Origin of the sequence: Microcoleus sp. K5-D4, assembly GCF_036704575.1 — a bacterium.
Lineage (GTDB): Bacteria > Cyanobacteriota > Cyanobacteriia > Cyanobacteriales > Microcoleaceae > Microcoleus.
In genome coordinates this window covers 78,048-104,024 of sequence record NZ_JAUBSD010000002.1, presented here as the reverse complement: position 1 = coordinate 104,024, position 25,977 = coordinate 78,048, and the positions used below count along the sequence as shown (strand labels likewise).

Annotated in this window: 27 protein-coding genes, 1 tRNA gene and 1 pseudogene; 16 read left to right on the top strand and 13 right to left on the bottom strand. The window is 46.2% G+C overall.

The genetic code is table 11. The annotated features are described in order from the left end of the window. A partial coding sequence (locus tag QUA77_RS01355) for a calcium-binding protein (RefSeq protein WP_333449009.1) occupies positions 1-862 on the top strand: 862 nt, incomplete at its 5' end. A gap of 145 nt (positions 863-1,007) precedes the next feature. Here QUA77_RS01355 and QUA77_RS01350 read toward each other — a convergent pair. Further along, positions 1,008-1,388 carry a cytochrome c gene (locus tag QUA77_RS01350; RefSeq protein WP_333039203.1) on the bottom strand — a complete coding sequence of 127 codons (381 nt, stop codon included), beginning with the start codon at positions 1,386-1,388 and terminating at the stop codon, positions 1,008-1,010. Positions 1,389-1,568: 180 nt separating this feature from the next. On the opposite strand from QUA77_RS01350, the gene petG reads away from it, so the two are divergent. After that, positions 1,569-1,688, top strand: coding sequence for a cytochrome b6-f complex subunit V (gene petG / locus QUA77_RS01345; RefSeq protein ID WP_006632329.1), 120 nt, complete (start codon positions 1,569-1,571; stop codon positions 1,686-1,688). 211 nt (positions 1,689-1,899) lie between these two features. On the opposite strand, the gene QUA77_RS01340 is transcribed toward petG, so the two are convergent. From QUA77_RS01340 to QUA77_RS29250, 9 genes are all read right to left on the bottom strand, one after another. After that, the gene (locus QUA77_RS01340) at positions 1,900-2,982 is read right to left on the bottom strand and encodes a glycosyltransferase family 1 protein (RefSeq protein WP_333039200.1); all 1,083 of its coding nucleotides are present in this window, start codon (positions 2,980-2,982) and stop codon (positions 1,900-1,902) included. Between the two features lie 94 nt (positions 2,983-3,076). Then, a complete protein-coding gene (locus QUA77_RS01335; protein ID WP_333039198.1) occupies positions 3,077-4,147 on the bottom strand; it encodes a glycosyltransferase family 1 protein in 1,071 nt (356 codons plus the stop codon). Between the two features lie 164 nt (positions 4,148-4,311). Continuing rightward, a complete protein-coding gene (locus QUA77_RS01330) occupies positions 4,312-6,441 on the bottom strand; it encodes a glycosyltransferase (protein WP_333059975.1) in 2,130 nt (709 codons plus the stop codon). 10 nt (positions 6,442-6,451) lie between these two features. Further along, the gene (locus tag QUA77_RS01325; RefSeq protein WP_333059973.1) at positions 6,452-6,985 is read right to left on the bottom strand and encodes a hypothetical protein; all 534 of its coding nucleotides are present in this window, start codon (positions 6,983-6,985) and stop codon (positions 6,452-6,454) included. A 346-nt stretch (positions 6,986-7,331) separates the two neighbouring features. Beyond that, positions 7,332-8,402, bottom strand: a complete 1,071-nt coding sequence (locus tag QUA77_RS01320; RefSeq protein WP_333039191.1) for a glucose-1-phosphate thymidylyltransferase — start codon at positions 8,400-8,402, stop codon at positions 7,332-7,334. A gap of 283 nt (positions 8,403-8,685) precedes the next feature. Further along, positions 8,686-9,396, bottom strand: coding sequence for a M15 family metallopeptidase (locus tag QUA77_RS01315; protein ID WP_333449008.1), 711 nt, complete (start codon positions 9,394-9,396; stop codon positions 8,686-8,688). Between the two features lie 9 nt (positions 9,397-9,405). Next, positions 9,406-9,549 carry a DUF433 domain-containing protein gene (locus QUA77_RS01310; protein WP_333039187.1) on the bottom strand — a complete coding sequence of 48 codons (144 nt, stop codon included), beginning with the start codon at positions 9,547-9,549 and terminating at the stop codon, positions 9,406-9,408. 246 nt (positions 9,550-9,795) lie between these two features. After that, positions 9,796-10,458 carry a methyltransferase domain-containing protein gene (locus QUA77_RS01305; protein ID WP_333449007.1) on the bottom strand — a complete coding sequence of 221 codons (663 nt, stop codon included), beginning with the start codon at positions 10,456-10,458 and terminating at the stop codon, positions 9,796-9,798. Positions 10,459-10,546: 88 nt separating this feature from the next. Further along, positions 10,547-10,849, bottom strand: a complete 303-nt coding sequence (locus QUA77_RS29250) for a hypothetical protein (RefSeq protein ID WP_445302050.1) — start codon at positions 10,847-10,849, stop codon at positions 10,547-10,549. A 205-nt stretch (positions 10,850-11,054) separates the two neighbouring features. Between QUA77_RS29250 and QUA77_RS01295 the strand changes: the two genes are divergently transcribed. The 12 genes from QUA77_RS01295 to QUA77_RS01245 all read left to right on the top strand — a co-directional run bounded on the left by QUA77_RS01295 (position 11,055) and on the right by QUA77_RS01245 (position 20,169). Further along, positions 11,055-11,153: a hypothetical protein gene (locus QUA77_RS01295; RefSeq protein ID WP_333449005.1), complete on the top strand. Its 99-nt coding sequence runs from the start codon at positions 11,055-11,057 to the stop codon at positions 11,151-11,153. Between the two features lie 9 nt (positions 11,154-11,162). Then, on the top strand, positions 11,163-11,393 hold the full coding sequence (locus tag QUA77_RS29245; RefSeq protein ID WP_445242224.1) for an HlyD family secretion protein: 231 nt from the start codon (positions 11,163-11,165) through the stop codon (positions 11,391-11,393). 281 nt (positions 11,394-11,674) lie between these two features. Beyond that, positions 11,675-11,812, top strand: a complete 138-nt coding sequence (gene rpmH / locus QUA77_RS01290) for a 50S ribosomal protein L34 (protein WP_006632320.1) — start codon at positions 11,675-11,677, stop codon at positions 11,810-11,812. A gap of 42 nt (positions 11,813-11,854) precedes the next feature. After that, positions 11,855-12,259 (top strand): ribonuclease P protein component, encoded by a 405-nt coding sequence (gene rnpA, locus QUA77_RS01285; protein ID WP_333039176.1) that lies wholly within the window; start codon positions 11,855-11,857, stop codon positions 12,257-12,259. After that, the gene (locus tag QUA77_RS01280) at positions 12,231-12,623 is read left to right on the top strand and encodes a PH domain-containing protein (RefSeq protein ID WP_333039175.1); all 393 of its coding nucleotides are present in this window, start codon (positions 12,231-12,233) and stop codon (positions 12,621-12,623) included. Before rnpA ends, QUA77_RS01280 begins: the two co-directional genes overlap by 29 nt. A gap of 203 nt (positions 12,624-12,826) precedes the next feature. After that, positions 12,827-13,975: a membrane protein insertase YidC gene (gene yidC / locus QUA77_RS01275; protein ID WP_333039172.1), complete on the top strand. Its 1,149-nt coding sequence runs from the start codon at positions 12,827-12,829 to the stop codon at positions 13,973-13,975. A gap of 11 nt (positions 13,976-13,986) precedes the next feature. Further along, on the top strand, positions 13,987-14,460 hold the full coding sequence (locus QUA77_RS01270) for a R3H domain-containing nucleic acid-binding protein (protein ID WP_333039170.1): 474 nt from the start codon (positions 13,987-13,989) through the stop codon (positions 14,458-14,460). Positions 14,461-14,550: 90 nt separating this feature from the next. Beyond that, the gene (locus QUA77_RS01265; RefSeq protein ID WP_333039168.1) at positions 14,551-15,063 is read left to right on the top strand and encodes a YceD family protein; all 513 of its coding nucleotides are present in this window, start codon (positions 14,551-14,553) and stop codon (positions 15,061-15,063) included. Between the two features lie 115 nt (positions 15,064-15,178). Further along, positions 15,179-16,687, top strand: coding sequence for an AAA family ATPase (locus QUA77_RS01260; protein ID WP_333039166.1), 1,509 nt, complete (start codon positions 15,179-15,181; stop codon positions 16,685-16,687). A 183-nt stretch (positions 16,688-16,870) separates the two neighbouring features. After that, a complete protein-coding gene (locus tag QUA77_RS01255; RefSeq protein WP_333039165.1) occupies positions 16,871-17,332 on the top strand; it encodes an SH3 domain-containing protein in 462 nt (153 codons plus the stop codon). 554 nt (positions 17,333-17,886) lie between these two features. Beyond that, the gene (locus QUA77_RS01250) at positions 17,887-18,063 is read left to right on the top strand and encodes a hypothetical protein (RefSeq protein WP_242724391.1); all 177 of its coding nucleotides are present in this window, start codon (positions 17,887-17,889) and stop codon (positions 18,061-18,063) included. A gap of 528 nt (positions 18,064-18,591) precedes the next feature. Further along, positions 18,592-20,169, top strand: a complete 1,578-nt coding sequence (locus QUA77_RS01245; RefSeq protein WP_333039162.1) for a peptidoglycan-binding protein — start codon at positions 18,592-18,594, stop codon at positions 20,167-20,169. Positions 20,170-20,346: 177 nt separating this feature from the next. On the opposite strand, the gene QUA77_RS01240 is transcribed toward QUA77_RS01245, so the two are convergent. From QUA77_RS01240 to lipA, 3 genes and pseudogenes are all read right to left on the bottom strand, one after another. Beyond that, on the bottom strand, positions 20,347-20,874 hold the full coding sequence (locus tag QUA77_RS01240; protein ID WP_333039160.1) for a transcriptional repressor: 528 nt from the start codon (positions 20,872-20,874) through the stop codon (positions 20,347-20,349). Between the two features lie 270 nt (positions 20,875-21,144). After that, positions 21,145-22,410, bottom strand: coding sequence for an RNA polymerase sigma factor SigC (sigC, locus tag QUA77_RS01235; RefSeq protein ID WP_333039158.1), 1,266 nt, complete (start codon positions 22,408-22,410; stop codon positions 21,145-21,147). Between the two features lie 806 nt (positions 22,411-23,216). After that, positions 23,217-24,092: pseudogene (gene lipA / locus QUA77_RS01230) on the bottom strand (lipoyl synthase); the annotation flags it as partial. Positions 24,093-24,183: 91 nt separating this feature from the next. Here lipA and QUA77_RS01225 point away from each other — a divergent pair. Together QUA77_RS01225 and QUA77_RS01220 are read left to right on the top strand one after the other, a co-directional pair. Then, a tRNA-Pro gene (locus QUA77_RS01225) sits at positions 24,184-24,257 on the top strand. Between the two features lie 478 nt (positions 24,258-24,735). Further along, positions 24,736-25,857, top strand: coding sequence for an EAL domain-containing protein (locus QUA77_RS01220; RefSeq protein ID WP_333449004.1), 1,122 nt, complete (start codon positions 24,736-24,738; stop codon positions 25,855-25,857). The last annotated feature ends 120 nt before the right edge of the window (positions 25,858-25,977 follow it).

Sequence of the window (25,977 nt, the reverse complement as noted above, 5' to 3'; positions counted from 1 at the left end):
ACCGACGCCGACGCCTGCACCTGTACCGACGCCGACGCCTGCACCTGTACCGACGCCGACGCCTGCACCTGTACCGACAGATTTGGTTTGCCCTGAGAACTTCCCCAGAATCGCTACTCCCAATGAGCCCGGCACTTCTTCAGCGGGTAATGTGATCAATGGCCCTAACGGCGACGATACGATCTTGGGTAGTGTCGCCAATGACTCTATCTTAGGGTTGGGCGGCAACGATTTGATCTTTGGTCGAGGGGGCGGCGACTACATCAATGGCAATATTGCCAACGATACTGTCTACGGAGGCATCGATAGCGATACTCTCTTCGGTGGCAAAGGCTTTGACCTGATTTTTGGCGATCGCGGTAACGATACGATGTATGGCAATCGTGGCAACGACTCTCTTTCTGGCGACGAAGGCAATGACTTATTGTACGGGGGCAAAGCCGAGGACGTAATTTTGGGAGGCGCTGGCGACGACGTGCTAATTGGGGATCAAGGCAATGACACTCTCTGTGGCGGCGAGGGTAACAATACCTTAATTGGCGGCAGCGGCGATGATTTGCTCTTTGCTGACACCGGCGATGACTTGCTCTTTGGTGGTCTTGGCAGCGATACCCTCGTCGGCGGCAGTGGCAGCAATGGCTTTGTCTTGTCAGCGGGCGGAGGAATTGACACCATTATCAACTTCACCGCAGGAGTTGATTCGATCGAGTTGGTGGGAGGCTTGGACTTCAATCAACTGTCATTGACCGAAACTAATGGCTCGACGGCGATCGGGCTTGCTAACAGCGACCAGATTTTGGCTATAGTGACGGGCGTGCAGCCGAGCCAGTTATCAGCTCAGAGTTTTAGCTTGTTGGTTTAGTCCGCAGATTAAACTCGGCATTTGAAACCGAGCATACACTTGCGTGTCGTCCCAGCAGAGAGGGACTACCCGAAAGCAGAGCCTCTAAACCCATGTTTAGAGGCTCTGCTAAAGAAGGGGAACCAATTCCGTTCCCCTTCTTTGGTCAAATTTGTTCGAGATACTTCAGCAAGTCGGCCATTTCTTGCGGACTCGGTTGAAACTGCGGCATTGGTGGGGTTTGCCCGCTGGTGACTTGCCGGATCAGATCGAATTCGGATTTGCGCTCGGACACTCCGTGCAAGTTGGGCCCGACTTGACTGTCTGAAACGGAGATGTGACACCCCGCACAGTTCATTTGAAAGATGGCGGAACCCTGAAACGGGTTGCCCGTTAGGGATAGTACGCTTTTGACGTAAGGATCGGCGACTTGAAATTGACGTATTGTGAGAATCGTCAACATGATGGCAAGCAACACCGCTAGCGCAAATATGGCAAGTCGCTCGATCGGGTTTTTAATTTCATTCCTGGCAAGTTGGTTATTCAAAGGAGTTCAATTAAAAATAGTATCTACAAGAAAATTTATTTCTCATAACATAGCTTAATCGTTCGCAGCGGGGAGAGCAAGCTCTGAGACCCACGGAAGGCTGCTTTTGGGAAAATTCATCTGTATAAGTGCTGGTAATATTAAAAATAGGTTGTTAAATCTTAACGTTAAGGAGCTCTCATGGTAGAACCGCTACTTTCAGGTATTGTTCTGGGTCTAATCTTTGTTACTCTGGCGGGGCTGTTTTTTGCTGCTTATCAGCAGTACAAGCGCGGCGATCAGTTGGGTATCAATAAGTAAAAGGGGTCTACAGTCCCTAACTCAGGCTGTCAGGGGGAGGGGGAATTGGGCATGGGGCATGGGGCATGAATCTACCTACTGACTTCTTCCTTCTTCCCTCTTCCTTCTTCCATCCGTTACATCCGTTACCGAATCCGTTGCCGAACTTCCCTCTTCCTTCTTCTCGACATCCGTTACATCCGTTACCGAATCCGTTGCCGAACTTCCTTCGTTAAAGATATCGATCGAGAATAGCAGCAGTTTCCAGGCCTGTTTTTTCCCAGCTAAATTGTTTTGCTCTGGCTAAACCGAGCTCCCGCAAGTGCGATCGAACTTTGGCATCGACTGCAAGCTGGTGCATAGCAGAGGCAATTTCCTCGACGCTGTAGGGGTTTACTAATAATGCTGCACCCCCAGCCACTTCGGGCATTGAAGACAGGTTAGAGGTGATGACAGGAGTGCCGCAGGCCATTGCTTCGAGCACGGGGAGTCCGAATCCTTCCCAAAGACTGGGAAAAACCAGCGCGATCGCTTGGTTGATGACTTTGGGCAAGTCGGCTGCGGGGAGGTAATCTAGGAATTTTACTCGATCGACCAATCCCAATTCTTGAACCTGCGCCTTCAGCAGCGGCGTATAGCGTTTGTCTTCCGAACCGGCTATCCACAATTCGTATTCGGAATTATGATGCAAAGCAGCAAACGCTGCTACCACTCGCTGCACGTTTTTATAAGGATTGTGGCGGCCGATATAAAGAAAATAATTGCTTGTTGGTAAGTCTAGAAAACGGAAAAAACTGGTATCATATCCAGGGAAAATTGGCGTAATTAAATTAGTAGGAATCTTGCAAAAATTAGCGATATCTTTGGCAGTTGATTCAGAGTCGCAGATGACGTGTTGAGCCTGCCGCAGCACTTGGGGAATGTAGTAGCGGTGGTAAGGTGTCAGAGGATCGAAGCGACGGGGAAATCGCAGCGCTATTAAGTCATGTACTGTAATTATATAGCGGCAACCTGCAAATAAAGGAGCTTCGGGAATTGGGGAAAATAACAGGTTAGATTTTAGCTGTTTGTAAATTTTTGGGAGTTGGGTTTGTGTCCACAGCAATCGGTTGATGTGTCCTTTGGTTCCTTGTTCTGGTGTTAGGTTTTCGGGGATTTGGTAGCAGTTGTTATTGGGAAAATTTTTGGCTGTTAGTAATGTGGGATTGAGGGATTTTAGGTGAGGAAATAGGTTTTTGGCGTAGATGGCTAAGCCAGTGGGTTTTGAAATTAGGAAAGAGAGGTTGATTAGTAAGTTAGATTGGGAATTGGGCATGGGATAAGATGTAGATTGCGGTTTTTTGGTGGGAGTTTTTTTAACCGCAGAGGGCGCAGAGGACGCAGAGAGGAGAAAGGAAGAGAGGAGAGATTTAAAGATATTGTTGTAATATGTTGGCGGTTGCTTTTCCGGTTTTGTTCCAACTAAATTGAGATGATCTGGCTAAACTAGCAGTTTTTAAGTTCGATCGCACTTTTGAATCTGTGGCTAGTGTTTGCATGGCTTCGGCTATTTCTCCGACGCTGTAAGGATTGACTAATAATGCGGCATCTCCGGCTACTTCTGGCATCGATGACAGGTTGGATGTGATGACGGGTGTGCCGCAAGCCATTGCTTCTAAAATTGGTAAGCCGAATCCTTCCCAAAGTGTAGGGAAAACTAGGGCGATCGCCTGATTCATCAGTACGGGCAATTGAGAATAGGGAACGTAACCGAGAAACTTTACCAAAGATTGTAAACCTAATTGTTCAACTTGTGCTGTCAACTGCGGTGTGTAGGCATTGGGAGGCCCTGCTAGCCACAATTCGCAATTTGCGCGATCGGGCAAACTAGCAAATGCAGCAATTAATCTTTCTAAGTTTTTGTAAGGATCGTGTCTACCTGTATAAAGAAAATAATTTTTGGCGGGCAAGTCGAGATATCTAAAATTAATATTATCGCAAGCTAGGGGAATTGCGGTCATCTTTTTAGGCGAAATTTGGTAAAATTTAGCAACATCTGCCGCCGTTGCTTGAGAATCGCAAATAATGTGTTCTGCTTGTCGCAAAACCTGCGGTATGTAGTAGCGAAAATAAGCTGTTAATCTAGAAAACCGTCGGGGAAATCGCAAAGGAATTAAATCGTGAACTGTGACGATGTAGCGGCAGCCGGAATACAAAGGTGCTTCTGGAATTGGGGAAAATATCAGGGTAGACTGTAATTTTTGGTAAAGTTTAGGTAATTCAAACTGAGTCCACAGCAGCCTGTTAATTTGTCCTTTCGGGCCGCGATTCGGTGTCAGAGTGTCGGGGATTTGATAGCAAGTATAATTGTCAATTTGCTGGGAAGCGAGTAATGTTGGTTCTAGCTGTTGCAGTTGCGGGAAAAGATTAGCGGCGTAAGTCCCGATTCCCGTTGGTTCGGGTGTTAAAAAGGACAAATTGATTAACAGTGAATTAGACATGATTTTAGAGTTCCGGCGACTGGAAGTCGAGACTACACATACAAAGTCCGCCTGCGCGGACTGAAAAAAACGGTAATAAAATCGACTTTGATATTAGTCTTATGCAAGAGGACTTTAGCTTTTGGTTAGGGGTTTTAAGCCCTGGTGGACTATTTAATTAGCCTTTAAGTTCGATCGAGCATTTGAGCTATATCGGCAGGATTTGGCAGCCGAATTGTAGCATACTCTTGGTGAAGAATATCAAAAAAACTATTGACTTTTTTCTCAAAATGTGCAATTCTAAAGTTCTGACTGCGTTGCTGTGCACCAGCTTGAAGTTCTGCTAGCAAATCAGGATTAACAATTAGTTGATGTGAATGCTGGCACAGTTCCTCAACGGTATTGAACACAAAGCCCGATCGCCCATGTTCGACAATTTCCGGTTGGCCGCCACCGTTGAAAACAATCGGAGCACAACTATTTTGCATTGCTTCTACAGTCGCCATCCCGAAATGCTCAAATCTTTGAGGATTGACTTCACCCAAACCGCAGCCATGCCAAAATATACTTGCTCTAGCATAAAGTGATTTTACCTCATCAAAGTCAACATTGACTTTGAGCTCGATCGCCCTTGAATCTTGCTTCAATAAATTCTGAACAGTCTTTAAATAAGGATTTTTCGGAATGCTGCTGCCAACCAAAATTAGTCGCCATCCTTGAAAATCTTCGGGATAATCTGCTAGCAAACTGCGGAAAGCTTTAATTAGTTCAATTTGCTTTTTTGTTCCCCCAGCTTCAAACTGTCCCACAGCTAAAATGATGTTTTCTTTCGGCACTTTAACTGTTGCCATTTCCACGGGGGGATAAAGCAGAAAAGTTGGCTGTAGGTTCCAGCGTTTCTCCAACCACTTGACGGTAAATTGACTGTTGACAATAATGAAAGTGTAATCATCGACAGCAAAGTGACGGTTGCGGAAGGTATTGGGAAAGTGGCAGAAAAATACTGAGATCGGCGACAGTGGTTTTACTTTTTCCAGTTGGTTCGCATTGATAAAAATATCGTAGTTTTTGCTTTCTCTGGCAATTTCATCAAAGGGATTTTCCATATCTTCTACGATGATGCTGGAATCGATGCACTGCATTCCGCGTTTCTCGTAAAACGCCAAGGGCATAATTTTAATTTTGCATCCTGAAAGGTTGAGTCCGTACCACGATTCTAAGTCGGAAACAGCAACTGGTTTGTTGGCGATAAAAGTAATGTCAAATTCATTTTGTAGCAGCGAGGCGAGGGTAGCGACGTATTTTTGACCGCCACCAATAAAATGCAGTCCGTGATCGTAAATGGCGATCGACATTTTGCGATCGCCCCGAACCACCTGTAAGCGAGACAAAATGCGATCGATCTTCATCCGACTGTAAATCACCGCCAACTTTTCCGACAACTGTGGCAATACTGTTTCGATGATTTCTGGTTTCTGATAATCTAGCAGTTTTTTAATCGCTACAAATAAACTCTCGAACAGCAAATCGTACTGCTTGTTAGTAAAAAAATCCGAAGTATGAATTCCTTTGACTAATTGCAACGGTTCATGTTTGGCTAAATACAAAAACCGATTGCGGTTGCAGAAATACTCGGTAAGTTTGCTGCCTTTACTCGAACCCCTATACTCGTGATGGGCGATAGCTGCGGGAGTATAAAGCATTTTCCAACCGCGTTTGTGGCAGCGTTTAGCAAACTCTACATCCTCAAAATACATCACAAAATCTTCATCTATTGGCCCGACATCTTCGAGACATTTCCTGCGGAAAAGCACCGCTGCCCAACAAAGCCCTTCGACTTCCCGTTCTGTATCGTACTGTCCCGAATCTTTTTCGGCAAAGCCGACATCTTGCCAATAAAAGTTAGGTAATTGCTGAATACCAGCGCTGTTAATTCGCCCGTCTTTAAACAGCAATTTGCCGCTAGTCGCACCTACTTCTTTATTAGTTTCTAGCCGTTTTACAAGAATCTCTAACCAGCGACTGTCAAGGGTAGCATCGTTATTTAGAAACCCGATATATTCGCCTTTTGCTTCGCTGATGCCGAGGTTGAGGGCTTTAGCAAAGTTGTTGGCGGAGTTGACAAAAATCCGAACTTTGGGAAATAGTTCGCACAGGGAATTAACGGAATCGTCTTGAGAACAATTATCAATTACAATTAAATCGAGTTGCGATTCGGGATACGCAAGTTTTTGTAGAGATTTTAAGCAATCTTTCGTGTGGCGCAGACCGTTATAGTTGACTATAATTAACGAACATATGGGCAGTGTGGTCATCTTTGATGCTTTATTTTTGTCGATCGAGCAATTGAGCGGTAATCTTCTCTAAAATAGCAGTATGTTGCTGCTGCACTGCTTTAATTTGCTCTATTTCAGACTGAAAATTTGCGATCGCTCTTTGTTGAGTCTCAAGCTGTGCTGTAACTTCGGGATATTCGCTGCTGAATTCCGATTCAATTTTTTCAAAGAGAGTTTGTTGATTTTCTTGCAATTTTTGCAATTGTGTGCTTAATGTATGCACCACCCGCGTATTAGCAAAATTGTAAATTACTTGTCGTTCGAGTACGGGTCTGAGCAATTTTCGGACTATTTTCCTAACGACGATGACTGCGGAACCGAGTCGCCTTTGGTAAGAGGTAATGGGGATGTTATAAATGTCGAAACCTGCCTTTAAAAGGGCGATATCTTCATCATCTTCATTTTGGGCTATCGTACTATTTTCTGTTCCCAACAGCGACAGCTCAGCTATACCAATTCGCGGCTCCAAAGTTTGCCGCAACTTATGTATTATCTGTTGAGTTGGTATTTCTTCGTACTCCAAACTTTCCTCTCCTTGAGATAACTTACTATGACTTAATTATGGAACAGACATCTTTGCTGTTGCAATCATTGTAACTAATTGTGAACAGGCAGCTTTGCTGTGTGAATAATTGTAATTAATTGTGGAACAGGCCCGAAAGCCTGTTCAAGGGCAGGCAGGATGCCCAACCCCTATTCCCCACAAAACAATTTATTTCTTGCTAAATCAGGATTATTGCTTCCGATATTGGCAATATCTCAATTTAAGCTATAGCAATCCTAAATCATTTGTGATTTTCTTACTCCCTCCCCGAACCTGCGGGGAGGGTTGGAGTGGGGTAAAAAGTTTACGACTCCTGCAAGGATTGCTATAACTCAATTTGACTGTCATCACCAATCATAAACCGCAGAGCTTTTGGACGAGCCGGCGCATTGGTGAGTTGAGCTCGCTGCCCGATCACGCTGTCAACAATTCGCTGGTGAATGCCAACTATTTTCGCCCCTTGCAATATTACACTGTGTTCGATATCAGCATCAATCATCGTCACGCGATCGGCAATACTGCTGTAAGGCCCAATAAAGCAATTTTCAATGCGGCAATTTTCCCCAATTACCACTGGCCCGCGAACTGTAGAATTAATGATTTCCGTTCCTTCTCCTATTTGCACTCGCCCGATAATTTGACTTTTTGCATCTACTGTTAATTCAGTTGAAGCTACGATACGGCTATCTAAAATGATTTGGTTTGCACTGAGCAAATCGTCTTTTTTCCCCGTATCCAACCACCAGCCCTCTAAATTGCAGGCTTCTACGTGTTTTTCCTGATTGATGAGCTGTTGAATAGCGTCTGTAATTTCGAGTTCGCCCCGGGGCGAAGGTTGAATTTGATCGATCGCCTCGTGGATAGTAGGAGCAAAAAAGTAAATCCCCACCAGTGCTAAATTTGACGGCGGAACTTTGGGTTTTTCTACTAACTGCAAAACTCGTCCTTTCTCATCAACTTTTGCCACACCGAAAGCCGAGGGGTTGGAAACGGGACGCAGCATAATCAGAGCGTCTAGTTTCTGCGTGTTAAAAATCTCTAAAAACGGATCTAACTGATTTTCAATTAAGTTATCTCCCAAATACATAATAAACGGAGAATCGCCCAAAAACGGTCTGGCAACTTTTACCGCGTGAGCGAGCCCTGCCGGCTCTGCTTGCAAGATATAAGTAATTTTCGCACCGAAGCGAGATCCATCTCCTGTTTTCGTCTTCACCTCTTCCCCGGTTTCGGGACTAATAATAATCCCAATATCCGTAATCCCGGCCGCCACAATTCCTTCAATTCCGTACCACAGTATCGGCTTATTTGCTACAGGAACCAACTGCTTAGCACCCGTATAGGTGAGGGGACGCAAGCGTGTTCCTTTACCGCCAGAGAGGATGAGTGCTTTCATTGGGTGAACTCTGAGTTATGCTTTAGGGTTTGCGGTGCTGGCAAATATTGCCTGCACTTGTTCGCTCTCGTTGATTTTAAACCACCGCTACCCCGCTGGCAATAGTTGCAGTGTATCCTGACACAAATGATTTATTTTGCTCATACTTTTATAGTGCGGGAGGCAGAGAGTGTCAGAAACCAGGTTTATTGCCAGAGGAAGCAGTTAAAAGCTGAGTTTTTTGTCAACAAACCCCTTTCTTAATGTTGCAAGTGCGCCACTTCCGATTTAATTCCGTACCGTTTTAATAGCGGCCGTATCGGGCAATCAATCGACTACCACTATTGTTTTGATTTGTCAACCAAGCCCACATCTGATCGCCCAGACAAAAATGCCACCATTCGTTAGGATGTTGCTGAAAACCCGCAGCTATCATCGCATTTTTTAATATTTGCCTGCGACGGTGATATTCCTGTTTTTGCGGCTCCTTGCTATTACAAAAATAATCGGGATAAGAACGTTCTGATATTTCATCAATCGGAGAACCCATATCAATTTGCCGATTGTTTTCATCCACTAAAGTTATATCTAAAGCGGCACCTGTACTGTGAGGGGGAGGCGTTGCGCGATCGAGGCTCGGCACTGCCCAAAATTGATATACGTGTTCTATAATCACTTGGCGTTTGTCTTCGGGAACAGGAAATTCGCAGCCTTGAGCTAGGGCAATTTGATTAAAAGTATAATCTACCATAAATTGCTGGACTTCCACTGGCCGATAAGCGTCAAATATCAGAATTTTCCAATTTTGATAATTGTGCTGTAGCTCCGTTTGAGCGGCGATTAAACTATCTACAACTCCTTGTCGCAAATAGTAAGGCGAATCTGCTTTGCTATTGTGATAGGGAGCACCCAACTTTTGATAAGGGTGCGGCGTTTCAAAGACAAAATGTTGTGCTGGAATAGGGACTAAAGGTTCGCCGCATTCGTCGATAGCTATTTGCTGATATGGTTTCATATCAAGGTGTTACCCTACTTTATTATTACTGATGAAATACAATACTCGGTATATGCTTTTCACTGGAGTCAGCCGCGCGGCAAATAGCAAAGCAGCTAGAATATCCTCATGTTCTAAATCGTCATAGTCATCTATAATTTCTTTAGCATTCATACCAGAACTGAGAAGTCAAAAATCAGTTTTACTGGATATCACAGACGGCGAATACAGGGTTTTCCCTGACAGATATTTGGATCGAGTGTGATGCGCTGCCCAAGTTTTTTCCCTATTTTAGGAACAAATATTAAATATATCCTAACCTAAAGAGCGTAGCTTTCGATTGGTTTGTAGTAAGGACTTTAGTGCTTTCAATCTCCACCTAAAGTCCTAAAGTCCTAAAGTCCTTACTGCCAAAAAATCCTAACTTTGGCGGTAAGCAACTACCGCATAAAACGGATCGCCGCTTGGTATTCGCAGCATTTGCATAAAACTCGGCAAGTTAGGCTTGCGAACAATTACTTCCGGCTTGCTAAACCCGGGTATGTTCGCTCCTTTGACAGAATCAAAGTAACCCTTGACTAATTCTACCCGATCGCCCTCGGAACCTTCCCGCCAAGCCGCGATCGCCTTTTGATAAAACATCCGGTTGGAAAAGCTCATAATTGCTACGCCACTCGGCTTCAATATCCGGTGAATCTCGGCAAAAATCGCATCTGGGTGCTGCAAATACTGTACCGAAACGCAGTTGACAACGGCGTCAAACTCTGCATCCGGCAGTGGCAATTTGGGATTTGCGTTCAAATTCTGCACAAAATAATGATTCAGTCTGCGATTCTTTGCCAACTCGTCTTCATTCATGCCGTGCCCTTCTACATGGGCAAATTGCATCTCGTCGGGCAAGTGAGAAACCCAACTGCTCATCATATCAAATATCCGAGTATTCGGTTTCAGCCGTTCCCGATATAAATCGGTGAGTTGCTGAATGAATCCATCGTCTACGTGAGTCACAAACCGGGGAGCGGAATAGAACAAATTGTCGTCGGTGTCGTCTAACTTAGTGCGTTGGTCGGCTGGAAGCAACATAAATTCTGATCGCGAACTAGATTTACTCTTTCTAGTTTAAGAACAATAAGAATTGTTAACATATCCGGCAGAAGGCGGATTCCCGCTTTTAGCGTAGCATTCGATCGCCAAAAAACCGACTTGCACCCTTTGGGGCTTGTGGCAAGAAGACGGTTTGCCGACTTCCAGCATTGGCTACAAACTGCAACAGGTAAGCGGGACGCTGACAGGCGCGATCGATCGCACGGAAGAAAGAGGCCTGTTCCGCCGAGAGAGAGACACTCGCATTTGGCGCATTTGACTGACAAACTCCGGTACACAACTGCAAGACGTATTGCCCCCGCAGGTAGCTGAAATCCGAGATCGACCTGTCGAGGGCTTTTAACAGGCCGATTGAGAACTCTTTTCTCAACTGATTGATCGGGCGATCGTCAATCTTTCCTAAACCGACAAATCAATCTTTTGAGTGAAGCGCAGCAGCCTCAACCTCCAGTACATTACAAATAACCGTAAAATACTAGCCACTCTTAAAAAAAGCAGTACAACTTTACTACACAAATATCAGCGCACCCGCCGCCGGACAAATCGCTTGCAAATCCTTTAAATTCGGGCAGCGCGTGCAGCCGGCAAGTCCGTTAATGGCGATGATCAGTAACGATTTGTGGGTAGTTGCTAACTTCAAAGAAGCGCAACTAGCAAACATGAAACCCGGTTAAAAATTAGAAATCAAATTAGATTCTTTTGGGGGTCGCAATTTTGAAGACCGTCTCGATAGTTTCTCCCCTGCTTCTAGCGATCAATTCTCCTTATTGCCTTCCGATAATGCTACGGGTAACTTCACCAAAGTTGTGCAACGGGTTCCGGTAAAATTTGTGTTTGGTGCCGAAAGCATTAAAGGCTATGAATCACGGATTGCACCGGTGATTTCGGCTACAGTAAATGTTGAATTGAAATGAGGAAAGGCACGACACGGATACACGGATGAATTTAGGAGTCGGGGATTTGATTGGGTTCGGTTAAGGGCGATCGCTCTTGCAATATCATCTTAGAAAGTTAGGGATATGGTAGTGAGAACTAAACCGAAATCTCGTTCACAAGCTCGAACAGGGGTTGTTGCTTTGTGATGAGTGGCGATCGATTCAAATAGGAAAAATATTGCCAACAAAACAACTCTATGGTATACTAGAAGATTGTGAATATTAATCAAAAGTAAAGTAACAAGCCGGGAGAAATCAAAATGACACAGCAAACCCTGCACGGAACCAGCCGCAAAAGAAAAAGAACATCCGGTTTTCGCGCCAGAATGCGTACCGCAACTGGTCGATTGGTAATCAAAGCTCGCCGCAGCAAAGGTCGCCACCGCCTAGCAGTCTAGCACTGCATCAAGGTTGAGAGGCCTCCACGATCGCCCTACGCCATGTTGCCCGATACAAACCGACTTAAGCACCGAAAAGACTTCAGCGCCGTATACCGCAAGGGAATGCGCCGTAACTCGGCTCATTTCAGCTTAAGAGCTCTGCGTAAACCAAAAAGCGTCGAATTAAGCAAACCGACAGCCGAGAAATCCTTGCAGCCGACTCGCACAGGCATTTCTATCAGCCTGAAAGTCAGCAAACGCGCTGTAGTCCGCAACCGGATTAAGCGTCAGATTCGGGCAGCTTTGCGACAGCTATTGCCCCGATTAAAATTCGGGTGGGATTTAGTAATTGTCGTGCGTCCGATCGCACAAGAGTGCAATTATGCAGAAATTCTGCAAGAATTAGAGCAGTTGTTGGTAGAAGCCGAGGTACTAGATGGGAATTCGAGAGGAAGTATATTATGAAGGCGGCCCCGCGCCGGGAGACTTGATCCTCAATTTACTCCTGGGGCTGACTGTGGTGGGAATCCCCCTAGCAGTAGGAGCAATTGTCCGGGCTCTGTGGCTGCGCTACCGGATCACGAGTCGCCGAGTCTCGGTAACTAGCGGTTGGATGGGGGGCGATCAGACAGACGTTATCTATTCAGATATAGTCAAAATCGTCACAGTACCACGCGGTTTTGGGACTTACGGAGACATGGTGCTCACCATGAAAAATGGCAGCCGCTTGGAACTCAGAGCTATGCCGAAATTTCGAGCAATGTATGACTACATTAACGAAAAACTGCCCATAGCCGCTCAAAAAGCAAACGCGGCCCAAGCTAAATAACCGAACAGCTTCGCCCTAAAATCAGGGTAAAGTGAGTGCGATTATTGGCAAACTCATTAAAACAAACCCGCAGACCGGGCGGTCGATCGACGGGCAATGTCCTAAGATAGAGACAAAACCCTAAAAATTGAGGCGGCTCGCCTTCAGCGGGTAAAAATAGTTCTCAACAGCAAACATAGAGCACCTAAATTAACTCAAAGCGAATGGATTTCGGTATCTCGTTTCTCTCCAACAACCTCATGCTCCCGATCCTAGATTTTTTCTACGGGATCGTGCCAAGCTACGGTTTAGCGATCGTAGCACTGACGCTCGTGATTCGCTTTGCTCTTTATCCTCTCAACGCAGGCTCTCTTCGCAATATGCGGCGCATGAAAGTAGCGCAGCCGTTGATGAAAGAGCGAGTAGATCAAATTCAAAAACTCTATAAAGACAATCCTGCCAAACAGCAGGAGGAAATGAGCAAAGTATACAAAGAATTTGGCAATCCTCTAGCCGGATGCTTCCCGTTGGTGCTGCAAATGCCAGTGCTGTTTGCACTGTTTGCAACGCTCCGGGGTTCGCCGTTTTCTGACATAAATTACAGCGTTAACGTTCAAGTTTTGCCCAAAGAACAAATCGAAACTGTTCAACCGCAAGCTTTTGCTACACCGCCACAAAATATTTACGTCACAGGTACTTTTCATGCTCCTGTTGTGGGGGTAATTCCAGGCGGCGACAAACTCGCAGTCGGCGACACAACCAAGATTAATTTTCAAACCCCAGAGGGCAAACCTCTCAAAGTTTTAGCTGCAGAAAATAAGAGCGAAATCGACTTTGAACCAGGCTGGAAAGTCATCAAAGGCGAAGATCTGATCAAGGTAGATGAACAGGGAAACATCACGGCATTAGCGCCCGGTGAAGCCACAGTTCAAGGCACAATCCCCGGATTGGCTAGTAACAAAGGATTCCTGTTTATTGAGGCTCTAGGCCGCGTTGGCGCGATCGACTCAGACGGTACAATCCACTGGGATATTTTGGTAATGATCCTGGGCTTCGGCATCAGTTTGTACATCAACCAAACCCTTTCAGGACAAGCACAAGGGCCAAACGACAACCCCCAACAGGCTACAGTCAACAAACTGACGCCAGTCATATTTTCAGGGATGTTTTTGTTCTTCCCGCTGCCCGCCGGCGTGTTGATGTATATGCTGATTGCTAACATCTTCCAAACAGTTCAATCGTTTATTTTGTCGCGAGAACCGCTGCCCGAAAACCTGCAAAAAATAGTGGACGAAGCAGAGGCGAAAACCCAAAAAGAACAAGGATTAGATGCACTTCCCTTTGAGCCCAAGCGTTCTAAGAAAAAGGCTTGATTTTAACAACAATGAAAGACTCTCAAATGCAGCGCGGACAGGCATGGTTAGAAGAATTGCTACAACTGTCCGCAATTCCTTCAAAAGTGGTATGCGAACAACAAAAAGATTGCTATTGGATGACAATAGATGAAAGCAATCTGACTCCAGAACAAGTTGCAATCTTAGTCGGGCCAAACGGTAATGTAATAGATGCCATTCAGTACCTCTGTAACACGGTTCAGAATATAGGTCAGGAAGTAGAGGAGTCAATTCCTTATACAGTTGAACTAAATGGCTATCGCATCCGCCGCCAAGAGGAATTGCGATCAATGGCAGAGTACGCAGCAGATCAAGCCCGCTCCACGGGAGTGGAAGTTGAAATAAAATCGCTGTCTTCGGCAGAACGCCGTCAAGTCCACAGCTTTTTGAGCGAATGTGAGGATATAGAAACTTACAGTCAAGGACAAGAACCCGATCGGCGTTTGGTAGTGCGGCTGCGCTGACGCAAAAGAAGGAAGAAGGAAGAAGGAAGAAGTTAAAAATTAACTATTCCTTTTGACCTTTGAATTCAAGAAGTAGGAAGGCAAAAGATTATGGAGACAATTTATATCCCTCATCTACTCACAAAAACTGAGCGGAAAGAGGTCATTGATTTTGAAGAATTTATCCCCGATTTAGAAACTCTTACTCCGGTGCGAGGGCGACTGCAAGTGACTCACCAAGGGAATTATCTTGAGGTGAAGGCAAAAGCAGAAACAATTGTTACTCTCACCTGCCACAGATGCTTGAAACAATACAATCATCGTTTGGCACTCAACTCATCGGAACTAATCTGGCTCGAAGAAACAGCAAATCAAACAGATTCAAGTTCAGCAGAAATAGAAGTTGCTTTAGAAGATTTGGTGGAAAATTTGTCCCCAGGCGGCTATTTCTCTCCGGGCGATTGGGTGTATGAGCAAATGTGCTTGGAACTGCCGCACAAACAGATATGCGATACTGAATGTCCGGGAATTTCTTTAACTGATGATGCAAATACAGAAAGCTCCGAAACCGTCTCAGACAGTCGCTGGGCGTCTCTGGAAGCACTTAAACGGCAATTGCCTTAGTCAGTTGGCAGTGGGCAGTTGGCAGTGGGCAGTTGGCATTAGCTAATAAGAAATAACAAATAAAAAATAACAAATAACCACTGACAACTAACAACTAACCACTGACAACTGACTAATGACTATTTTTAGCGACGAGTTTGAACTACTGCTGCGATCGCGCTACCCCCTAATTTACATTCCGACACGGGAAGAAGAGCGCGTAGAAGCCGCGATCGCCCAAAGTGCCAAAAAACAAGGTTCTCGCGCCGTCTACATCTGGGATTTTGTTGATGGCTACCAAGGCAATCCCAACGATGTCGGTTTTGGCAAGCGCAACCCGCTGCAAGCTTTGGAATTTCTCGAAAAATTGCCCGCCTCCGCGCCGGCAATTTTTATCCTGCGCGACTTTCAGCGGTTTTTGGAAGATGTCTCGATTTCCCGCAAGCTGCGGAATTTGGCAAGACTCCTCAAATCTGTGCCCAAAAATATTGTCATCGTATCTCCTTTAATTTCGATCCCGGAAGACCTCAGCGAAGTGATGACTGTTTTGGAGTTTCCCCTGCCTGCGGCGGCGGAAATCAAAATTGAGGTAGAAAGGCTGTTAGGGGCTACCGGACAAGCCATTGAAGGGCGTTTGCTGGACGAAACAGTGCGCTCCTGTCAAGGGCTGTCGCTCGAACGAATCCGCCGAGTTTTGGCAAAGGCGATCGCCACCAGAGGCGAACTCCATCCCGACGACGCGGAACTGATTTTAGAAGAAAAGCGCCAAACAATTCGCCAAACTCAAATTCTGGATTTTTACCCAGCCCGCGAAAATATCTCCGATATCGGCGGTTTGGACAATCTCAAAGAATGGCTGCTGCGGCGCGGCGGTGCTTTTTCCGATCGAGCCCGCCAATACGGTTTGCCGCATCCCAGAGGTTTGTTGTTAGTGGGAATTCAAGGAACCGGAAAATCCTTAACAGCAAAGGCGATCGCCCACCACTGGCATTTGCCTTTGCTGCGCTTGGATGTCGGGCGCTTGTTTGCCGGCTTAGTCGGAGAATCGGAATCGCGCACCAGGCAAATGATTCAGCTAGCGGAAGCTTTGGCCCCCTGCGTGCTGTGGATTGACGAGATTGACAAAGCTTTTGCGGGATTAGACGGTAAAGGGGATTCCGGGACAACCAGCCGGGTGTTCGGGACATTTATTACTTGGTTGGCAGAAAAAACTTCGCCGGTGTTTGTGGTAGCAACAGCCAACAACATCCAGTCTTTGCCGCCAGAAATGCTGAGAAAAGGCAGGTTTGACGAAATATTTTTTGTGGGTTTGCCCAGCCAGGAGGAACGGCGGGCGATTTTTGAGGTACATTTGTTGCGGTTGCGATCGCACAGCATCAAAAATTACGATTTAGAGCGCTTGGCTTACGAAACTCCCGATTTTTCAGGGGCCGAAATCGAGCAAACTTTGATTGAAGCAATGCACATTGGGTTTAGCCAAAATCGAGACTTTACGACAGATGATATTTTAGAATCAGCTAGTCAGATGGTGCCCTTAGCCAGAACGGCTCAAGAACAAATCCAGTTTCTCCAAGATTGGGCCGCTGCGGGTAAAGCTCGCCTTGCTTCTAGGTACGGCAGTTTGAGCCGCCGGATTCAGGGGTAAGCTTTTGAAGTCAGTAGTCAGTAGTTAGTAGCCAGTTGTCAGTTGGCAGTTACCAGATTTTACTCAACATTCAGCAGTCAACACTCAACAGTCAACTTTCTGCCTTCTGCCTCCTGCCTTCTGCCTGACATCCGTTACATCCGTTACACAATCCGTTGCCGAACTTCCTTCATTTGCGGTTTTATGAACACTGTATATAGCGTTTTCAAATTTTTAGTAGGTTTTCTGCTCGCGATCGTCCTGATGGCAGGTGCTAGCGTGGCGGCTGCACTTTACTTTGCCGCTAAGCTAACTACTGTGCCCGAAAAACCTGTTTTTCCCAACGACAAAACAGCAGTTCAGGTTGCAGGCGCTGCGCCGAAGTCAACAGCCCAGGCTAGCCCTGTTTCTACATCTAGCGATGCCCCGTCTCCCAAACCGCTGGAACCGGGAGCTTACCGCGCGATGGTGACTCAGCCGATCGGCTTAATTCTCCGGGATACTGGTAGCCGAGACTCGAACCGCATTGGCGGTGTTGGTTACAAGGAAAAAGTCGTAGTTTTGGAAGAGTCGCCCGACAAAGAGTGGCAGCGAATTCGGATTGAGGATGACAATCGCGAAGGTTGGGTCAAAGGTGGCAATACTGAAAGAGTTGAGGGCGAATAAAACTTAGATAGTAATTAGACAACAAATATAACCTTTCTCAGTAACATGAGGTGCTCATAGGGCATAGGGCATAGGGCATAGGACTCGCCCCCATACCTCACCACGCTTGAGAACTGCTATATACTCATCTCATTGTGAGGGCAGCGAAGCAATCGCAGTGTGAAAATTGTTCACCAACGCCGGGTTTTTTCCTGCCTGCCTGTTGCCAAAATAGCTATATACACATTTATCACAAAAAGTCAAGTTAAATTTATTTTCGATATTTGGGATTGCAGTTTGATGTGCTGAGAGTGCGGGTGCGATCGCCCCTGCAAAATCCTGAATTTGACATAAAAGCCCAGCAGACAAAAGGTTTCAAAAGCTAAAACTCAACAGAAAAACTCGAAAATACATAATCCCAACTTATGTTATTCAGGAGAGTATGTTAAGAAAATTAGCAAAATTTTAAGGTTAGTTGCAAAACCCAGGCGGTTGTCACCGCCGCAGAGGCAAGAGTGGTAGCTTGGATTACAAGATGTAAGTTTTCAGCTTAACAGCTACCAACAATAAAAAATATGTACGACAAACGTCCCGATCGAGATTTGGCGACTGCTGCTGTTACTGCGGCTTTGGGAGCTGGGGTCGTTACCTCTTTTGCGGTTAGTAGAGGCCAAAACCCGCTGGTAGCCATCGCAATTACTATTTTTGCAGCGGGAGTAGCTGTAATTTGCGATCGGTTCGGCTTAATTTAAGCGATCGTCGATTTTTTAATACAAAGTCAACTTATCAAAAAATCCCCGCCCTATTTGCAACTTGCAAAAGTGGGGATTTTTAGTGGCTAGTTTTTTGGTTAATCAGCGGTACTTTCCCAGACGCACTCGCCACATGAAGAAGCCGCGTTTCTTAACAAAAAATCTGCGATTTCAGGCTCTTTACCCGACAACCAATTAAGGTGAAGAGAACCGGCTCGCAAGTCTTGTGGTAATTTCTGCGGCAGCCAGATAAAATATTAGCCAGCACTACCCCAGAACTTATTCTCTTTCGGCCTTAAAGGCTAAGACGTGCCTGCAAACTTTTTTGCTGAGTCTCGCGCCTCTAGAAGCAGCGATGCTATCTTGGTTATTACCTGTAATTATTATTGACGGTAAATTTTTAGAAACACGGGTGCTTCGCTCTTTCCAAGTAGAACTTAGCGTTGATAGAATCCAAGCCAAGCGTGCCAAAAATCATTTTTGGCAGTTTTCTCACACAACCCACCCACAATTTCACACTAAAAAATTATGGAATCTCTTGCTTACCTCGAACTTGCTCTTGTTTGCGAAGCACCCGCAGAGTCGAAAATTTTTGATGAGCCCAAGTGGCAAAACCTATCGAGTCAGACTTACGTCCGTTTGCTGTCTCTGGCTTTGATGGTGTCGGTTTTGAGTGCAGCCGGTTCGGCTTTTGCTCAAATAGATCCGGGATATCCAAATTTGCGCTCTGTTCAAGACAGGTTGCGGGAACTCGGCTATTTTCCCAGATCTTCGACAGGTCAACTCGGCCCGGTTACTCAACAAGCTCTGACTAACTTTCAGCGAGACTATCAACTGTCGCTGACTGGTAGGCCGGATCGAGCTACTGTGATAGCACTCAACAGTTTTGCCGGGGATGATGATCGACCTTTTAGAACTATTAATACCAATTATCGGGAACTGGGTTTTGGAGACGCAGGTGCAGATGTTTCGGCTCTCCAGCGCAGGTTGAAGCAGCTAGGCTACTTCAGCGCACATCCCACAGGGAGTTTTCGGGAAGTTACTCAAAATGCCGTTAGATATTTCCAGCGAATTAATCGCCTGCGGGTGACGGGAGTTGCCGATAGGCAAACTTTAGCTTTGCTTTTTGGTTCCACCCGGCCAGTTCCCCCCGTTACGCTTCCAGGGAATATTTCGGGAAATGGCGGTTGCAAGGGGCTGCGGTTCGGGGACAGAGGGGCGACGGTAGACTTGATCCAGCGGCAATTAAAAGCTTTGGGCTATTTTGAAGGTGGCGTTGACGGTAAGTTTCGGGAACGCACTCTCTACGCTGTGACTCGTTTTCAGCAAGATTACAATCTGGTTTCTGACGGCTGCGCTGACACTGCTACTTTGACTGCTATCGATGCCCAGATGAGGCAAGCTGAAATTAGCTCATGGACTGAGGAAGATGACCAACAGAGTAATGGCGGAGATTTTCTGGAGTTGGGCGACAGAGGCCGACAAGTAGAATTTGTGCAGCGGCGGCTGCAAGAATTGGGTTATTACAGGAGCCAGATTCACGGTTGGTTCGATCGACCAACTCAGGCAGCTTTGATCCGCTTTCAGAGGGATAGGGGGATGTTCGGGACTGGAAGGGTCGATCGCAGCACTCGATCGGCTTTGCGGCAAGGTAACAGGCAGGCAGCAGCGCCTGTGCCGCAAATCGCTGCTGGTCTGCGACGGGGCGATACTGGGCCTGCTGTCCGACAACTTCAGTCTTCGCTCAGAAGTCTGGGCAAAAACCCCGGCCCGGTGAACGGAGTATTTGGAGCCGAGACCGAGTTTGCGGTGCTGTCGTTTCAGCAAGAACGCAATTTGTCACCGGCGACGGGTATTGCCACTCCGGCGACTTTGGCTGCGCTCCAAAACGGATTAGCTGGCCGGATAGCTGTTCCTGCTGTTCCAATTAGCAGCAGTTTCAACTCTCGATCGAGCATTCAGCAATTACAAAGGCGGCTGCAAGACCTCGGTTTTTACACAGGCCCCATCGGCGGAGTTTTCGATGCTTCGACGAGAGACGCCCTCGATCGAGCTCAGCGCAGTTACGGGGTCAGCAGCGACGATTTGTTGAGCCAAACTTTTTAGCCCCAGGCTTGCGGACGCTACATCAAAGAAATCGGGTTTCTGGTTTCCGACTCATTCCTGAAATGATGTATTTTTCTGAAGAAACCCGGTTTCCGCGTAACTGCGATCGCACTTGGGCTACCAATTTTTGTTAAAACTTGTAACAAGCGGTACTTGGAATGCGAAAATAGTGTACTTTCACTCGATTGAATCCGGGGCGCTGTTGCCGCTGTGGGCGATCGACCTCGGACAAGACCAATTGCTGGAAACCAAAGACGGCCATCCCATCCGCAAAGCTTCGTGGCACACCGTATGAATGGTTAGCTGGCAGTCTAGCAGGTGCAACCCAGACTTTTCAGCTTGCTTCATGCCAATTTTCAAAATCGAATCGTTGTTAAATTCGAGCGTTCTGTTGCACTGAACGCAGACTAGGTGGTGGTGGTGATGCGGGTAAGGCTGGTTTATTTCATAGTGTTTGTGACCTTCTGCTAGTTCGAGTTCGCGGAGGAGGCTCATCCTTGCCATTAACTTTAAAGTTCGGTAAATGGTGGACAAGCTAATGTTTTCTCCGCGATTTTTTAACAAAGTGTACAAATCCTCCGCACTCAGGTGATTGCCTTTGGGGAGGTTCTGAAACACGTGCAAGATGGTTTCCCGTTGGGGAGTCATCCGCCAGCCTTTGTCATTGAGTTCGGATTTGAATGAGGACGCGGTGTAAAGTGCCATAGTGACCCTCTCAAGAAAGTCTGCCTATTGACAATAATACACAACGATCGAGATATTTTGCAAATATCGCAGCTTATTGAAAAAAGATTGAGGAAAAAATTTGGTTTTTGATATTTTTTGACTTTTAACAAGCTTGATGACTTGCTGCAGAGGACAGAGAAGTTGTTTAGAAGTAAATATTGTTACTTCTGCCGAATGCCTCATGCCTTCTGCACAAGTGCCAAATGCCTTGCTCCCTGATTAATAATCGCGCTGACTGACCGGCCAAATTTAAGTCAGAGACTCCAGATAGTCGCGGACGCGGTTGCGACGCTTAGGTTGGCGGAGTTTTTGCAAAGCTTTGGCTTCAATTTGGCGAACCCGCTCGCGGGACAAGTCGAGGGCACGACCGATTTCTGCCAGCGAATAGGGGTGTCCGTCACCCAAACCAAAGCGCATCAGAATTACATCTCGCTCGCGGCTGGTCAAATCTGCCAGCAGTTGCTGCAAGTCGCGGTGCAGAGCTTCTCGCATCAGCATTTCTTCAGGGGAGATGCTGTCGGTTTCAAGCAAGTCGCCCAACTCTGTATCTTTTTCGTTGCCCACTTTAGTTTCCAAAGAAACAGAACGGGGGACTCGCAGTAAAACTTCTCGGACTTGGGGCGCCGTCATTTCCAACTCCACAGCGATGTCTTCGATCGTAGCTGTCCGACCTTTTTCTTGAGAAATTTTGCGCTGGGCTTTCTTAATTTTGTTAAGTTTTTCGGTGATGTGGACGGGGAGGCGAATGGTGCGGCTTTGAGTGGCGATAGCCCGCGTAATTCCCTGCCGAATCCACCAGTAGGCATAGGTGCTAAACCGATAGCCCCGCGTCGGGTCAAACTTTTCTACAGCTCGCTCCAGTCCCAGAGTACCTTCTTGTATTAAGTCGAGCAATTCTAAACCGCGATTTTGATATTTTTTCGCCACCGAAACCACCAGGCGCAGGTTCGCCTTAATCATGTGGTCTTTAGCTTCGACGCCTTCAGCTTGAATTCTTTCGATCGTCTCGACCGTCATCTCGGCTAACTCGGCCCACTGGCGCTTGCCTTCGGACATAATTCGCTTGAGTTCTGGCACGTCACTGACACCGGCGGTTAATGCCCAGCGTTCCAGGGAAGGTTTATGTCCCAACTGTGCGGCTAACCGATCGCGCACTTCAATTAAATGCACGAAGCGCCCAATTAGCCCTTCTTCTTGGGAGGCGACGGTGTTGCGTAATTCCAGCAATTTGATATAGCGCTGAACTTTTTGAGCTTCCGAGACTTCTTCGTCTCTACCCAAGAGACGAACCCGACCTATTTCTTGGAGGTACAGACGGACTAAATCTGTAGTGCGACGGTTGGCATTTTTTTGCAATTTGGCTGCTGGGTCTGCATCTTCTGTCTCTGCTGGGTCTTGGTCAAGCAGTTCGTCTCCAGCTTCTTCAGCATCTTCATCCAACACATCACCTTGCAAGGGATTGACTCGCAGTTGTTCGTCGAATTCAGCTTCAGCGTAAAAAGAGGTGGCTGGCATAGTGATTTTCTCAGTGGCTCCGGTGAAAAGATGCTACGCTTAGCGGTTATTTATAATTAAGATGCCCACTTGGTTAAGACGAAGCATCACCGCTTTGTGTTTCTTTAGTAACTTTCCTGACTTTTCTGCTGTTGTTCGATCGAACTTTTGCTGCCCCACTTGTTTTACCAAGATTCTGGAAAACGCTAAGAACTTTCTGATGTAACAGGTTGAAGGCCAGAAAAGTGTGTTGTACTTCTTTGTTTATGTAGCTAGTATAGATAGTGACTGGCTAGAAACAAGTGACGTTAGTCAGAAGTTAAGTTAATCTTCATCACCGATAACCTGGTTCCCGATCACTTCGGAAAATTAGCCATTTTTTTAATAAAACTTTATATAACTCGGCGCTGTTGATTAAATACGCGGCAGTGAGGGCAGAAGTTTAATCCATTATAGAATATGGGTTTCAGAGTTGTTAGAGTCCCCAGTACCGAGTTATTGGCTGACGCAAAAACCGGGTTTCTTCCTCAAATTTCTGGATTAAAACCTAGAAGTTTGAGGAAGAAACTCGGTTTCTGGATCTCTTTTGCGTAAGTCGCGACTTGGAGGCGACGATCAACCGATAATTGTTTTGCTGTTGGCTGCTGCTTCCGGCTTAAAATCACGCCCCGAACACCAGCATCTGAAACCGGGTTTTTTGCCCAGGGCCTGCATATCAAGCGCAAGTTTTTCCTCGCTGTTACCCGGTTGATCGGGTTTTAGTGAGAATGGTGCGATCCTCTTCGAGGGCTTCGCTAACGGGCGCGAGTCAACTCAAATTAAAATTGCTAGCGTGGGTAAAGTTTCATCAGTTCCCTCACCTGTTCGGCGTGATAGGAACTGCGAGTTAAGGGAGAAGCGACAACTTGCAAGAATCCCAAAGATTCGCCAAAATTTCTCCAAGCATCAAATTGTTCTGGAGGCACAAAGTTTTCTACGTTCAAGTGCTTTTGAGTCGGTTGCAGGTACTGTCCAACTGTTAAAATATCGCAGCCGACAGCCCGTAAGTCCTGCATCGCCTCCCGAATTTCGGCGTCTGTTTCTCCCAGTCCCACCATGATGCCGGATTTGGTGTAAACCCCAGGTGCGAGTTCGCGGCTTCGCTGCAATAGTTCCAAGGTGCGATCGTACTTTCCTTGCGGCCGAACCTTGCGGTAAAGTCGCTTTACGGTTTCGGTATTGTGGTTGAGTACCTCTGGCCGGGCTGCGAGAATGATTTCTAAAGCTTGCCAGTTGCCGCACAAGTCGGGAATCAAAACTTCTATAGTTGTATCGGGCATTGCCGATCGCACTGCTTGAATGCACTCGACAAACTGAGACGCGCCCCCATCCGGCAAATCGTCCCGGTTGACAGAGGTAATCACGACGTGGTTGAGTTTGAGCCGCTGCACCGCTTGCGCCAATCTTTGGGGTTCCGTCGGATCTAAAGGTTGGGGCTTTTTCTCAAAATCGATGTCGCAGTAAGGACAGGCGCGGGTACAAGCCGGGCCCATAATCAAAAATGTCGCAGTACCTGCGTTGAAGCATTCGCCGATGTTCGGACACGACGCCTCCTCGCAAACCGTATTCAGGGATAAATCCCGCAAAATTTCTTTGACGTTGCCGACGCGCTCCCACTGGGGGGCTTTTACTCGCAACCACTGGGGCTTAACTGTCACGTCTGTCTCCGCCTGAGTAGTATTTTACAAATAATTATATACGAGGTTGCTAAATTTTAACTTGAATGTGATAAGCTTAAAATATAGTGACTAATTTCGGGATGTAGCGCAGCTTGGTAGCGCACCTCGTTCGGGACGAGGGGGTCGCAGGTTCAAATCCTGTCATCCCGATTATAAAATTAAATTGGATATTCCCCAGCAAGTGAGTTTGTTTTGGGCGATCGTCCGGGTGTGTATATTTGTGGTACGCATAAATTAGTCGATGGGGCGATTCCCTACGGGATAGCTGCGCTTCACGGGCGTGTTAATTTGCCTTTGCTAAAAAATTAACTGTAGCGACTGTTTTGGCAAAGGGAATGAGAGAATAAGGCGTAAAGAATCACAACAGCAGTAAAGAGTAGCCAACAAGTCTTTGCCTTCTCCCTCTGTAATGATTTGGGACGGTGTTTAATCACACGTACTTGCTCAAAACTGAGAACTTTGACCAAAGTTTAAAACCGGAGGCAAGTATAAATACTGCAATAATTCTTAAATACAATTTTATTGAAATTTACATCTTCAGATAGATGTATTAATAGGTGAATGAGCTTATAATAAAACTTAATTGTTAGCGTGTCTAAAATTAACCCAAAAACCGGAGGATATTCCAATGCAAATAAGTGGCAAAGCCTTCGGCTCCTGCTCTCGCTGCGAAACAGTACCCGAAAAAATAGAGGGCAGGGGAGGTCTATACCTGTGGTTTCCAGTATCGCACACGCTGACCAAGGTTATTTCTGCACTAACCAAGGCAGAAATTGAATTCCGGCTGTTAGAAGAGAGCAAGTGTTTGTACATTATGCTTGAGGGAATAGCCAAAGAAAAGTTTAACGCCCTAGGATCATCGCTGCTGACAACTCAAGAGTTGAAAGAGACAAAAGTTTTATGGATGCGCGAAGTTGAACAGCCAAAACTTAGCGATTTTTATCGCAGCACTTCCTTAGACTCTTTTATTAATTTGAGTAACTCTGATTGGCTGTTAGATTTATTGTACGAAGAACGCATTACTACGCATTTTCAGCCCATTGTTTACACCTCAGATACTTCTAAAATTTTTGCCCACGAAGCGCTGCTCCGAGGAATTGACGAGCAAGGAAACTTAATTTATCCGGGTAGGATTTTTGCCCAAGCAGAATCAGCAGGCTTAATTTTTCAACTAGATGTTTTAGCCCGGACTCGCGCTATCCGCGAAGCCCATGTTTACAATATCAAAGAACTACTTTTTATTAATTTTTCTCCCACTTCAGTTTACGATCCCGCTACGTGCCTGCGAAGAACTGTACAGGCTATTGATGAAGCGGGAATTCCTCACAGCAATATTGTTTTTGAAGTAGCGGAATCTCAGCACCCTCCTGATATCGATCACTTGATTAATATTCTGAGGTTTTACCGAGAGGCGGGATTTTTAATTGCCTTGGACGATTTTGGCAGCGGTTCTTCTAATTTAAATTTGATGCACCAACTGCGTCCAGATTTTATTAAGTTGGATATGCAATTGATTCGCAATGTCCATCAAGATTATTATAAGGCACTAATTACGGAAAAGATGTTAGAAATTGCTGCTCAATTAGAAATTAAAACTGTTGCTGAAGGTGTGGAAACTTTGGAGGAGTTTGAGTGGGTGCGGGAACGGGGAGCTACTTTGGTTCAAGGTTATTTGATTGCTAAGCCGACTTCTCCGCCGATCGCAGTTACGAGCTATATTGGCGCTGAACCACTACCTATTTCTGCTTAAATGGTTTTCAGTTGCGATTTGGCGCTACTTTTGCTCGTTCGCAGGCAGAGCCTGGGGACGCATATAGGAAGGCTCTGCCTTTACTAAAATGAGACAAGAGTTTGGAGGCAGAGCCTCCGA